The following is a 13052-nucleotide window of genomic DNA, read 5'->3' on the forward strand; positions in this document are numbered from 1 at the left end:
TGCCGGTTTCTGTAAACCAGCCAGCTGCAACCTTCGTAAAATCAGCTGCAGCCTCCGCAAAGTCCTTCCCGGACGGTCCTTTCAGAGTCCGTATCTCTTTACGGCGCAGTCCTGGTCGGAATGTAAACACCCTTATAGTGCTTGATCTCATGATCCCGCTTTCGCTCATCCGGGACCTGATATCCGTGGAGCCCGATCAGCCGCTGATTGCTGCTCCCGCGAAACAGGAGCGTGGAATCCTTCTTCTCCAGTACAAACTCGCCATCCACCAGACAGTCAATATAGGAAAGCATTTCGTCCGTCACCTCAGTCCGGACCTTCACTCCTGTGCTGGATACACTGTCACTCAGAAGATCCTTCTCGTATGTATACCCTGTATAGCACCAGATGTCCTTTTCCGGATACGTTTCCCGGACCTTTCTGAGCAGCTTCACCAGCACACGCTGGTTCTCCGGTTCAAATGGCTCTCCGCCCAGCAGCGTCAGCCCCTGGATGTACACCGGGCTCAGCAGCCGCAGAAGCTCCGCCTGCGTCTCCTCCGTATAAGGCTTTCCATACTGGAAATCCCAGGCCATCGCATTGAAGCACTCCCTGCAGTGATGCCGGCAGCCTGACACAAACAGGCTGACCCTCACGCCTGGTCCGTCGGCAACATCGACTCCTTTGATATTCGCGTAGTACATATTGCTTCTCCCATCCCGTTGTTCTTGTGTCTTCCGGCTGCCGTCCATTTGCGCATGAGACTGCATTTTTCACAGCTGCCGCACCTCTCCACCTTCCCGGTTCAGCCAGGCGGCATCCGATTCATGTTAAGCCGGCACCTTTCAAGCCTGAAGAAACAGGCGCCCGCTTCAATCGGACGCCTGTTCCCATCATTCATATGGTGATTCAGATACTTTTGATCCCCCGCGCCTGCGTGCTTGCGATTACAGGTGCAGTACCCTGTCCTTGATCTCCTGCGTTCTTCCCTGATTCCAGAACTGGGTTCCGATATAACCACAGGTACGTCTTGCAACGGACATCTTGGTCTGATCGGTATTGCCGCAGTTCGGGCAGACCCAGATCAGCTTTCCGTGCTCATCCTCGTGGATCTGAATCTCCCCATCATACCCGCAGACCTCACAGTAATCGCTCTTGGTGTTGAGCTCCGCATACATGATGTTCTCATAGATGAACTGCATAACCGAAAGCACTGCCGGAATATTGTCCTGCAGGTTCGGCACCTCCACATAGCTGATTGCGCCGCCCGGGGAGAGCTTCTGGAACTCCGACTCGAACTCCAGCTTGCGGAATGCGTCGATCTTCTCTCTGACATTCACATGGTAGCTGTTGGTGATGTAGTTATGGTCTGTGACATCCTTGATGATGCCGAACCGCTTCTGCAGGCACTTTGCAAACTTGTATGTTGTGGATTCCATCGGCGTACCGTAGAGCGAGTAGCTGATATTCTCCGCTTTTCTCCACTTCATGCAGTAATCATTCAGCGTCTGCATGACCTTCAGTGCAAATGGCTTTGCCTCCTCATCGGTGTGACTCTTTCCGGTCATCTCCACGCACATCTCATACAGGCCGGCATAGCCGAGGCTGATGGTCGAGTAGTTTCCGAACAGCAGCTTGTCTATCTTCTCGCCCTTCTTCAGCCTTGCAAGCGCGCCATACTGCCAGAGAATCGGTGCCACATCTGACGGCGTACCCATGAGTCTCTCATGACGGCAGCGGAGCGCCCTGTGGCAAAGCTCCAGGCGCTCATCAAGAATCTTCCAGAATTCGTCGAACTTGTCCGTTCCGGTCTTCTCCGCCTCCCGGACAGCAGAGCAGGCGACGTCGACGAGGTTGATCGTGACAACCCCCTGATTGAAGCGGCCATAGTACTTGTGCTGCCCCGGCGTGTAATCTCCTGCCTCTGCCTTGTTGCCAGCGTTGCAAAGTCCCTCCGGCTGCTGTTCATTGTCCGGTGTCAGAAAACTTCTGCAGCCCATGCACGGATAGACATCGCCCTTGAGCTCCTTCATCTTCTTCGCAGAGATATAATCCGGCACCATCCGCTTTGCCGTGCATTCCGCAGCCAGCTTCGTCAGATACCAGTACTTGGAATCCTCTGTGATGTTGTCCTCATCCAGCACATAGATCAGCTTCGGGAACGCCGGCGTGATCCACACGCCCTTCTCGTTCTTGACGCCCTGCATCCGCTGGCGGAGCACCTCCTCAATCAGCATCGCCAGGTCTTCCCGGGTCTGCCCCTCCGGCACCTCGTCCAGATACATGAACATCGTCACAAACGGCGCCTGACCGTTGCAGGTCATCAGTGTAATCAGCTGATACTGAATCGTCTGGATTCCCCTTGTAACCTCATCCTTCAGGCGGATCTCGGCGATCGACTCAACCTTCTTCTCGTCAATCTCTTCCCCGACCGCCCGGAGCTCATCTGCCGTCTGCTTTCTGAGTTTCTTTCTGCTGATGTCGACAAACGGCGCCAGATGCGCCAGCGTGAAGGACTGCCCGCCGTACTGGTTGGATGCCACCTGCGCGACAATCTGCGTCGTGACGTTCGCTGCTGTGTAGAAGCTGTGCGGCTTCTCAATCAGCGTCTCGCTGATGACCGTCCCGTTCTGAAGCATATCCTCCAGGTTGATCAGATCGCAGTTATGTTCCTTCTGTGCATAATAGTCCGAATCATGAAAATGAATGATCCCAGCTTCATGCGCCCGGACAACCTCCTCCGGAAGCAGGATTCTGCGGCTCAGATCCCGGCTGACCTCACCGGCCATATAATCACGCTGAGTGGAGTTGATGACAGGATTCTTGTTGGAGTTCTCCTGCTTTACTTCCTCATTGTTCTGCTCGATCAGCGCCAGGATACCGTCGTCGGTCGTGTTGGACTTGCGCGCAAGCGTCCTCTTGTAACGGTAGCGGACATACTTCTGCGCCACCTCAAAGCCGCGCATCTCCATGATACCGGTCTCGACCATGTCCTGAATGTCCTCGACATTGACCGCATGAGGCGCCCTGCGGACCTCCCGGGCGACATTCTCGGACACCGCACGGATCTGCACATCGCTCATCTGGTGGATCGGATCCACCTCCTTGTTCGCCTTCTCAATGGCATTGAAGATCTTCTCAATGTCAAACGTAACTTCCTCTCCGTTGCGCTTGATCACGTTTGTCTGTACATTCTCTTCCACGATAGCTCCGCCCCTTCCCACTGATTCATCATACAATACCTTATCCTTGCCGGAATTCTTCTGCAAACACGCACAGATTGTCTGTTTATTCTGTCAGCAGCCGCTCATATTTCATTTGCTTTATCCAGATATAGGCATGTATGTTTTCTTTTTCACAATATCTTGTATGTTTGTGCCTTGCTATCATATCGCAGCAGTACTCCTTTTGCAACATGGCAAAATAGACAAACTCCTGACTGCCTTTCTCGAAGGTCATTCCGCAGGACGTTTCAGGAACGCGGAAATCAGGCAACTCTCCAAACGCTTCCCCGCTGACAGACGGCGTGCGCTGCGGCTGATGATCCCGAACATATCAGGATTTCAGCGGCTGCTGCACACGCTTCGTGCAATTTGACGAAGCCAGCCGCCAGGAGTCATGATCTGCAAGCAAGCCTGCATCATGGCTTCCGGCTCGCCGCCTTCACAAAAATCCCCGCAGAGTCAAAGACCCTGCGGGGATTTTCCTCCATGTCAGTCCGCACTGCAGCCTGACCGGCGTTCATGATTTTTTTCGGATTGTGTAATGCATCCCGCCATTCTCATCCAGCGCGAACGGTGTGCCATCCAGCATTCCCGCCATCACACTGCTGCGGATCCTATAGTAGACAGCCGCATCGCCGTCCCACCCGGCTGCATGGATATCCTCTGCCATATGCCAGGAGACCTGGTCATCGGAGCTGCCGTCGACAACATTCACCCTATCACATGGCATCCCGTTTAAGAAGAAATCCTCGAATGCGCGGTAGATGCCGGAAGCAGAAGCGGCATCCGGTCTGTTCATCTGTCCGAACGCATACGCGACGCCGAGAAGTTCCTCCAGACGCTCCGGATGCCCGGAAAGCACGCCCTTCACCAGAGAAGCAAGCCTTGTCTCCGAATCTGCGATACGGCTCTGAAGCCATCCGTGGATATTGGTGACATCGATCACGCTCTCCAGTTCCGGGAGACGCACCGCAAAGTCTTCTGGTTTCCCGATCCACCCCTTCTCTGCCGAGTATGCAGCCAGTTTTCCAGCCAGCTCTTCCTGTTTCCCGATTTTATGATACAGCCAGTAGTGAACCGGCCCCAGATATGCACTCATCTGCTTCTCACCCTCTGCTCTCTGCAATCTTACTGTTGACCTCTTTCACGACCGCCTCCGCATCCACACCGTGGACCATGCAGGCGTCCCGCAGGCTCTCCCCGAGAGATGCCGGGCAGCCAAGACAGTGCATGCCGATTCCGAGCAGAACATCTGTCGTCTCCGGGTACTGGCTCACCAGCTCACCGATCAGTGTCGTCTCATCTACAAACTTACTTTCCATCATATGCCACCTCTTCTGCATTTTCCGCTGTCACCTGTATGTCTCAACTGTATGGTGGCATTATAATGGGGAATTAATAACTTTTACGTTGTCATAGCAACATAATTATCCTTTCACGCTTCCTGCTGTGAGCCCCTTCACAAAGAACTTCTGGCAGGAAATGAAGACAATGAGGATCGGAATCAGGCTGAAGACCGACAGGGCGAACACATATCCCCACTGCGTGAACTGGTGCTGGCCGAAGAACCCGGAGATGGCAATTGGCAGTGTCCGCTTCATGTCATCATTGATGACCGTGTTCGCCCACGGAAATTCCTCCCATGCTGTCAGAAAATTAAAAATCGAGATTGAGGCGATCCCGGGTTTTGCAAGCGGAAGCACTACATGGAAATACACGGTAAAAACATTCCCGCCATCGATATAGGCGGCTTCATCCAGTTCCCGCGGAATGTTTTCCACGAATCCCTTGATCATAAATGTTGAATACGGGATGACCCAAGCAGTGTAAAAGGGGATCAGCCCGCCAATGCTGTTGATCGTATGGAGCTTCACGGCCAGCTCATACTGCGGCACAATCATCGTCGTTCCGGGAATGATCATCGTCAGGATGATGAACGCAAACAAAAATCTCCTTCCCGGGAACCGGAAACGTGCGATACAGAACGCCAGCGCGGAGGATACAACTGCCGACAGGGCAACCGTACTCACAGAAACGAGGACGCTGTTCAGAAAGTTGTGCAGGAATCTGCCCTGCGAGAGGACGTACCTGTAATTTTCCAGCGTGATTTCCTTCAGCTTCGGAAAGAACTTCGGCGGATACTCGTACAGAGCCCCATTCGGCTTCAGCGAGGTACTGATCATATACACCATCGGCAGGACAACGATTACCATGCCGGCGATCAGAAGGACATACATCCACAGAGCTGTTCTCTTCTTCCTCATGGTTCAGTCATCCTCCTTCCTCTGCATAAGCCGGAACTGTACAACTGCCAAAACCGCCAGGGCAAGTGCAATGATGAAGGACAGCGCTGCCGAATAGCCGAATTTTCCGCTGCTGAACGCCTTGTAATACATCCATGTCAGAACAACCTCCGTCTCATGCCCCGGCTTTCCGTCCGTGATCAGCTTGGTAGATGTATAGACGTTAAACCCTCCGATTGTCAGCATAACAAGCGCAAAGAGGATGGTTCCTCTGATTCCCGGCAGCGTCACGTGGACAAACCGCTGCCAGACTCCGGCGCCGTCCATCGACGCGGACTCATACAAGGACTGCGGCACCTGCTGCAGCGCCGCCAGGAAGACAACCATGTTCCAGCCGATCCCCTTCCAGATTCCCAGCAGCATGGCAACCGTCATGCCACCCCACCTGGAATCGAGCCAGTGGACATTCTGAGAAGTTATGTGAATCACATTTGTCAGAAAATAATTCAGCATGCCTTCCGTATTAAAAACATATTTAAAAACCAGGGAGGCAATGACCCAGGAAGTAATCACCGGAAGATAGTATGCTACACGGAAAAAGATCTTCGCATGGGTGATCGAGTTGATCAGCATCGCAACAAGCAGTCCGAGAATCATCTGCGCCGGGACGGTCACAAGTGTATAGACGATGGTATTGGTGAACGCCACCCTGAAGTTTTGATCACTCAGAACTGTTCGATAGTTTTCAAATCCGATGAATTTCTGGTCGAAAAATGAACCGAAATCCCATTTAAAAAAGCTCATCCAGAAGAGTCTGACGATCGGATAAAAGGTAAAGATACCAAAGATCAGCAGTCCCGGCAGCAAAAGCGCAAGAACCCGGACTTTATTCCAGCCTTTCAGTTTCATCATGCTGCAGTCTCCTTTAAAATGGGGCAGCCGCAGGTTTAAATGCGCCCTGCGGCTGCCCCGGATATCATATAACCCGCAATCCAGGAGAGGCGGGTTGCCGGTTATTCTTCCGCAAGCAGCTCATCCACCTCAGCTGCCAGCTGATCCATCGCATCCTGCGCCGTGGTGTCCCCATTCACCACACCTGTAACAGCCTCGGAAAGCTTGCTGTCGATTTCAGACCAGCTTGCCACAGTCGGGCGGGATTTTGCCGTCTTCAGCTGCTCGATGTAAGGCGCAAAGTCCGCCTTTTTCACCGTATCGCTCTCAAGCGCTTCCTTGTTACATGGGATCTGCCCGCACTTTGCCATGGCCTCCTGTGCATACTCACTGGTCATAAACTTCATAAATTTCCACGCAGCATCCTTGTGGGCTGACTTGAACATTCCGATGTCCTCACCGCCCAGGACGGAGACCGAACCACCCTCTCCTGCCGGAACCGGTGCGACGCCATACTCAAAGTCCGGATATGCACCGGCAAGCTCCGAAACCTTCCAAGGTCCTTCCAGGAGCATCATATAGCGCCCTGTGCCGAACCCGTCTGTCATCGGGATGTCTCCGCTGTTCCAGCCGGTAATCGCGCCTTCCTTTGCAAGATCTGCGAACATCTGGATCGCCGCAACCGTCTTCTCCCCGTTCAGATATCCGGTTGCCTTCGTCTGGTCCTCATTCGTGATGGCTCCTCCCATGCTCCAGATAAACGGGCAGAGATTCCAGCCGGACAGGCCAGGCTCGTCATACCCCCATACCTGCTGGCCATTCTTGTTGGTTCCGGAAAGCTTCCGGCAGGCCTCTGCGAACTCATCCATCGTCTTTGGCACTTCCACACCTGCATCCTTCAGTCCCTGGACGTTGTAATAAAGGATCTTCGTGTTGGTATTCAGCGCCAGCGCATAGAAGTCCTCCCTGATCTGCGCTGTTGTCATGGCGCTCTCCAGAAGCCCGCCGGAGACATCTCCGAAGTCACTCATTTCCTTGTTCAGTGGTACCAGGATCCCCATCTTCTGGAATTCCGGCACCCAGGCGCTGTCCAGCCTTGCGACATCCGGCAGGGTATCGGACTGGGCGCTGATCAGGATCTTGTCATGGAGATCCGCCCACTCGTGGGAGACCGCATTGACTGTAATCCCGGGGTTCTCCTCCTCAAACTTCGGAATCAGGTCCTTCATCAGTGTTTCATTCTCCGGCGATTGTGCGCTATAATGGTGCCAGAAGTTCAGCGTAACTTCTTCAGACGGAGCCGCAGCTTCTGTACCGGATGCCTGCGTTTTGACTGAATCCTCATCCTTCACTGAGGATTCAGCCGCTCCTGCTGTCATACTGCCTGCCAGCGCCATGCACATCGCTGCCGAGAGGATGGCTGTCTGGATTCTGCCTGAACACTTCTTCATAAGTTTTCCTCCTTTGTCTGTTCTTCCTTGAACATGACCGCCGAATACGATGCCAGTGTCACATTCAGGTATCCCTTGTAATGGATCACTTCTTCATTCAAAAAATGCTGCTGACCTCCCTTTTCCGTTTGGAAAGGCTCCGTTTCCTGCTGCCCCGCACCGGTCTGCAGCAGTACCCTGTAACGTCCTTCTGACACGACCGGGACCCGAAGATCATGGTCAGTCCCGCCTGCATTGATCAGGATATAGATGGCATCCCGTCCTTCACCCCGGAAATACCCGTATACATCCTTCCCGCAAAGCATGGTTCTCTGACGTCCCGTCCGAAGAGCCATCTCCTGCTTCCGAAGGCGGATCAGCTTCCTGTACAGCTCATAAAGTTTCCGGTCACGCCGGCTTTCCTCCCAGATCATGCACCTGCGGCAATCCGGATCATTTCCCCCCTCCATACCGCACTCATCACCATAATAGATAGATGGCGAGCCCATAAAGCTCATCTGGAGGACGGCCGCCAGCGCCATCTTCCTCCGGTCGCCGCCGCAAAGCGTCAGAAACCGTTCTGTGTCATGGCTGCCGAGTGGAAGGAACATCGAAAGATCCATGTCCGCCGGATAGTCGGACAGCATCCTCTGGATTCTGGCGTCAAATTCCTCCGCCCGGATTGTTCCAAGTGCGATGAAGTCCCGGACCGCATCCCGAAACACATAATTCATGATGCTGTCCATCTGCGTGCCGTTCATCAGCCGCAGTCCGCTCCCCCAGGTCTCCCCTAATAGAAGCATATCCGGATACTTCTCCTTCAGCACGATCCGCGCCATCTCCCAGACGCTCTCGTCGACCTCATCAGCAACATCCAGCCGCCACCCATCGATTTTGAATTCCGATACCCAGAAGTCCATCACGCGCAGGATGAACGCCCGAACTTCCGGATTCCCGCTGTTGAGCTTCGGCATATACTTGTACGCACCAACACACTCATAGTCATGATGAGTGATGTCAAATGGAAAATCCGTGACGAAAAACCAGTCCCTGTAGCGGGAGTGCTCCTGGTTTTTCAGCAGATCCTGGAATGGCTCAAAATGAATCCCGCAGTGATTGAACACCCCATCCAGGATAATCCGCATCCCGGACGCATGAACCCGCTCCACCAGTTCCTTCAGATCCTCATTGGTTCCGAACTGCGGATCGACCTCAAAGTAGTCTGTCGTTGCATACTTGTGGTTGAAATCACCCTTGAAGACCGGATTCAGATAGAGACAATCCACGCCAAGTTCCTTCAGGTACGGCAGTTTCCTGATAATTCCCCTCAAATCACCTCCCATGTCATGCTCTCTGTCCGGAGAGCTGCCCCACGGCATGCACCCATCCGGGTCATTGCCCTGATCTCCGTTGCAGAACCGTTCCGGAAAGATCTGATAGAATACCTGTCCCCTCGCCCATGCCGGCACTGTGACGGCATCGGTCGTGTTCGCGTACAGGAATTCGAAGAAGCCATCCGTCGGACAGCGTTGCGAAAAACCATGCGCTGTATAGTACAAGGCATCGTCAAACCGGAAATAATACTTCTGATACCGGGCAATCTGGTGAAACGTGACGGCTGCCGCGTAATAGTCAAACAGCTCATCCCGGTACTCCCACAGCATCGGAATCTCCCGGATCCTTTCCGGCTTTGTCCTTGCAAAGCAGAACAAAGTGCAGCGCTGTACATCTGCTCTGGCAGTCCGTATCCTGAAAACCAGCGTTCTGCGGTTTTGAAGATAAACATCCGGGTATGTCCCGGTATGCCTGACTGCTTCTCTGATCATTGAACCTCCTTTCCCGCTGATGACATCCGCCTGATCAGGCTGGTACCGACCAGCACCTGTCTGGGCGATCTGTCTGCCTCATGTATGCTCTGTATCAGAAGCTCTGCCGCAGCCTTCCCAAGTCTGGATGTATCCACATCCACCGCCGTAAGCGGCGGATCCATAAAAGGCGCCAGCGGATAATTATCAAAAGTCACCACTCCGGCATCCTCCGGCACCCGGCATCCGGCTCCGTGAAGGGCGCGCAGCACATGGTACGCAATCTCATTGTCAGCGCACAAAAAGGCATCTGCCTTCCCCTCGCTGACAAGTCTGACAGCCAGCTGTTCCATCTTCGCTGCCTGTCCGTCCGTCCAGAATTCAGCATCTTCCTGTTCAGGCCGGCTCCTCCGCCCGTCCGGCTCCTCCACGCAGATCACCTGTGGGGAGCATATTTCTGCCACACCGTCCTGATAGCCGCGAATACGATTTCTGGCAAAAACCGTCCTGTCGTTTCTGACAATCATGACAATCCTGCGAAACCCCTGCTGGCTAAGGTGGGAAACCGCCTCCCTGCTCCCTCTCCGGTTATCGACATCCACCCAGGTCATCCGCATCTGGTCGATTGCCGGCTCTCCGAGCACAACAAAAGGAAAATGCTCTTCCTCCAAAAACCTTACAGTCTCCTCATCGAGGCTTGCCGGGGGAATAATCAGCCCGTCCACCCGCTTTTCATAGACCAGCGTCCGGATCGAAGAGCCTGGACGATTGTTTGTGATCAGAAGGCTGTAGGAATGCTCCTGGACAACCTTCTCGATTGCATATACACTCCGATTGAAAAAACTATTCGCGAAGGTTCCTTCGTCCGCTGCGTCAATCACAAGCCCGATGGTGCAGGAGGCACCGCTTGCCAGGTTTCTGGCTGTACTGTTCGGATGGTAGTTCAGCTTCTTCATCGCCTCCCTGATCTTCTCCTGGGTCTCCTCCGATATCGGAGCCGTCCGGTTGACCACCCTTGACACCGTGGAAGGAGACACACCAACCATCTTTGCAATATCCTTGATCGTCGCTGCCATATTGATTTCCTCCTGCTGTCTGTCTCTGTCTGGCGTCCGAATCTCACCTCTTAATGCAACCGTTTGCACGAACGTTGTAAAATATATGCAATCGTGCAACCGATTGCATACTGAATATATACGTTATTCTGTTTTAATTGTCAATATATTTTCATGTCTTTCTGTTCATTTTCATGAAATCTGCACAATCCAGGGGTTCTATTTTTATGCAAGCTGCTCGAGCAGGGCAGATTATCCCTGCCCTACACGTTTCGGCTCGCCGCCGTCCTCTCGTGCTTCGCACTCGATGATGTGCGGTCGCCAGGTGCCATGATCTGCAAGCAAGCTTGCATCATGGCTTCTGGCTCGTCGCTTTCACAAAAAAGAGGCACGGAGCGCTTCCGTGCCTCTCTCCGGGAAACGATGCGCTTCCCTGTTCTTTCAATTCTCGGATATAGATTCTGACACAGTTTTTGTACAACCACAATCTCCGGTCAGATCTGCTCCGGTTGCTTTGGTGTAGTTCTGGTGTAGGTTTGGCGTACCCTTGGCATACTTTGAAACTCCTAACACCCCTAACCTGACAACCGGATGGTACGAAATGATTCCAGTTGTTAAGCCGCACTTGCTTTCTTCTCAAGGCTCTGCCTTCTCATGGTTCTGATGGAATCCACTGCAAGAATCAGCGCCAGCACAACAAGAAGAACAGCAATAACGGTTCTTGCGACATCCCATCCGAAGTCTGTCGCCGCACCGGACGTAAGCGCATTTACATTCTTGATGACCGTCTGGATCAGGGATGTGACCGTGACACACATCATGAAGATCATCGGCACGTAGAACATTTTGTTCTTCTTCCCAACCTTGCCGAGCCAGGTTGCAACCGCGAGCAGACCGACAGCAGCCAGCAGCTGGTTGGATGCACCGAACAGCGGCCAGATGTTCATGTACCCGGTCATGCCAAGTCCAACACCCAGCACCACCGTCAGGACGGAGGAGAAGTACGGATTGACAAGAACTTTCTTGAAGCCCTTCACATCAGCAACCGTCTCGCCCGGAGCCAGCCAGAATTCCTGGAAGGTATATCTCGCCAGCCTCGTGGAGGTATCCAGCGAGGTCAGGCAGAAGACAGAAATTGCAAGGATCAGAAGCGAGCGGATGACATTCTCCGCTCCTGAAAGTCCCGGGAGAACCGCAACCATCTTCGCAATGCCGATGGAGAACACCTGCATCGGGTTGGTTGTCGTTCCGGACGCAAAGTCCTTCCAGAGGTAGCCGACCGCGCAGATCGTGCACAGACCAAGCACGCACTCGATCAGCATGGAGCCATAGGCAACCGGGAGCGCATGCTTCTCGTTGTCGAGCTGCTTGGACGTTGTTCCGGAGGATACCAGCGAGTGGAAACCGGAAATCGCGCCGCAGGCGATCGTGACGAACAGCGCCGGGAACAGATATCCCTGCGTCTTGTTATAGAAGCCTGTGAAGGCCGGCATCTGGGAGATGCTCGGGTGCGCACCGAAGATCCCGATGACCGCAAGCGCCATCATGAAGTACAGCAGGAACGAGCTGAGATAGTCTCTCGGCTGAAGCAGAATCCAGACCGGAACGATGGATGCCGCCGCGATGTACACGCCGATCAGCACCATCCACGTGCTGTTATTCAGGTAAATCGGATGCCAGTTCAGCCCGATCGCGATGATGGCTGCAATCGCCACGACACCGGCAATCGTGGACACCAGGAGCGGTGCATTTCTTCTGTAGATCATGAAGCCAAATGCAATGGCGATGACGATGAACAGAATCGAAATCATCGCCGTCGACGCATTGGTCGCGCTTGCCGCCTTGTCCAGGACACCGTCCGTGTAGGTTGCGCTGAAGGTTCCGGCAACCATGGAAGAGAATGCTGCGATGACCAGAAGCAGGGTCAGGTAGGTAAAGACCAGAAACAGCTTCTTCATCTTGCCGCCCATGGTATCTCCGATGATCTCTCCGATCGACTGGCCCTTGTGGCGCAGCGAAGCAAACAGCGCGCCGAAATCGTGGACGCCTCCGAAGAAAATTCCTCCGATCAGAATCCAGAGCATAACCGGCACCCAGCCGAATACGGCCGCCTGGACCGGTCCGGTAATCGGGCCTGCCCCCGCGATGGACGAGAAATGATGTCCCATCAGCACCGGTGCCTTTGATGGTACGTAGTCGACGCCATCCTGGTATTCGACAGCCGGCGTCTTTCTCGACGGATCGATGCCCCATGTCTTCGCAAGCCATCTGCCGTAGAACAGGTACCCGCATGCCAGGACAACGATACCGATGAACAGTATCACTGCAGCATTCATTGTGTTTCCCTCCTCTTGTTTCCTGTGCCAGTCCGTGCGCTTATGTTCATTCTCTGCGGATCTTCCCTGTGTTCCGAAAATGAACAACC

Annotated in this window: 10 protein-coding genes; all 10 read right to left on the reverse strand. The window is 53.7% G+C overall.

Annotation, left to right across the window (positions count from 1 at the left end; all coding sequences use genetic code 11):
• Positions 1-98: 98 nt before the first annotated feature.
• The 10 genes from nrdG to ACTQ1N_RS03660 all read right to left on the reverse strand — a co-directional run bounded on the left by nrdG (position 99) and on the right by ACTQ1N_RS03660 (position 12963).
• On the reverse strand, positions 99-683 hold the full coding sequence (gene nrdG, locus ACTQ1N_RS03615; protein ID WP_441954720.1) for an anaerobic ribonucleoside-triphosphate reductase activating protein: 585 nt from the start codon (positions 681-683) through the stop codon (positions 99-101).
• Positions 684-926: 243 nt separating this feature from the next.
• Entirely contained in the window at positions 927-3182 is a 2256-nt protein-coding gene (nrdD, locus tag ACTQ1N_RS03620; RefSeq protein WP_441954722.1) for an anaerobic ribonucleoside-triphosphate reductase, read from the reverse strand.
• Between the two features lie 538 nt (positions 3183-3720).
• Positions 3721-4329, reverse strand: coding sequence for a hypothetical protein (locus ACTQ1N_RS03625; RefSeq protein ID WP_441954724.1), 609 nt, complete (start codon positions 4327-4329; stop codon positions 3721-3723).
• Entirely contained in the window at positions 4310-4528 is a 219-nt protein-coding gene (locus tag ACTQ1N_RS03630) for a DUF1858 domain-containing protein (RefSeq protein ID WP_441954726.1), read from the reverse strand. Before ACTQ1N_RS03630 ends, ACTQ1N_RS03625 begins: the two co-directional genes overlap by 20 nt.
• Positions 4529-4630: 102 nt before the next feature.
• Positions 4631-5467: a carbohydrate ABC transporter permease gene (locus ACTQ1N_RS03635; RefSeq protein WP_441954728.1), complete on the reverse strand. Its 837-nt coding sequence runs from the start codon at positions 5465-5467 to the stop codon at positions 4631-4633.
• Between the two features lie 3 nt (positions 5468-5470).
• The gene (locus tag ACTQ1N_RS03640) at positions 5471-6358 is read right to left on the reverse strand and encodes a carbohydrate ABC transporter permease (RefSeq protein WP_441954730.1); all 888 of its coding nucleotides are present in this window, start codon (positions 6356-6358) and stop codon (positions 5471-5473) included.
• Positions 6359-6459: 101 nt separating this feature from the next.
• A complete protein-coding gene (locus ACTQ1N_RS03645) occupies positions 6460-7788 on the reverse strand; it encodes an extracellular solute-binding protein (RefSeq protein WP_441954732.1) in 1329 nt (442 codons plus the stop codon).
• Positions 7785-9593 (reverse strand): alpha amylase N-terminal ig-like domain-containing protein, encoded by a 1809-nt coding sequence (locus ACTQ1N_RS03650; protein WP_441954735.1) that lies wholly within the window; start codon positions 9591-9593, stop codon positions 7785-7787. Before ACTQ1N_RS03650 ends, ACTQ1N_RS03645 begins: the two co-directional genes overlap by 4 nt.
• Positions 9590-10648, reverse strand: coding sequence for a LacI family DNA-binding transcriptional regulator (locus tag ACTQ1N_RS03655; protein ID WP_441954737.1), 1059 nt, complete (start codon positions 10646-10648; stop codon positions 9590-9592). The genes ACTQ1N_RS03650 and ACTQ1N_RS03655 overlap by 4 nt, the downstream gene beginning before the upstream one ends.
• A gap of 593 nt (positions 10649-11241) precedes the next feature.
• Positions 11242-12963 (reverse strand): carbon starvation CstA family protein, encoded by a 1722-nt coding sequence (locus ACTQ1N_RS03660; RefSeq protein WP_441954739.1) that lies wholly within the window; start codon positions 12961-12963, stop codon positions 11242-11244.
• Between the last annotated feature and the right edge of the window lie 89 nt (positions 12964-13052).

Source organism: Porcincola sp. LCP21S3_C12, assembly GCF_052118625.1.
Taxonomy (GTDB): domain Bacteria; phylum Bacillota; class Clostridia; order Lachnospirales; family Lachnospiraceae; genus Porcincola.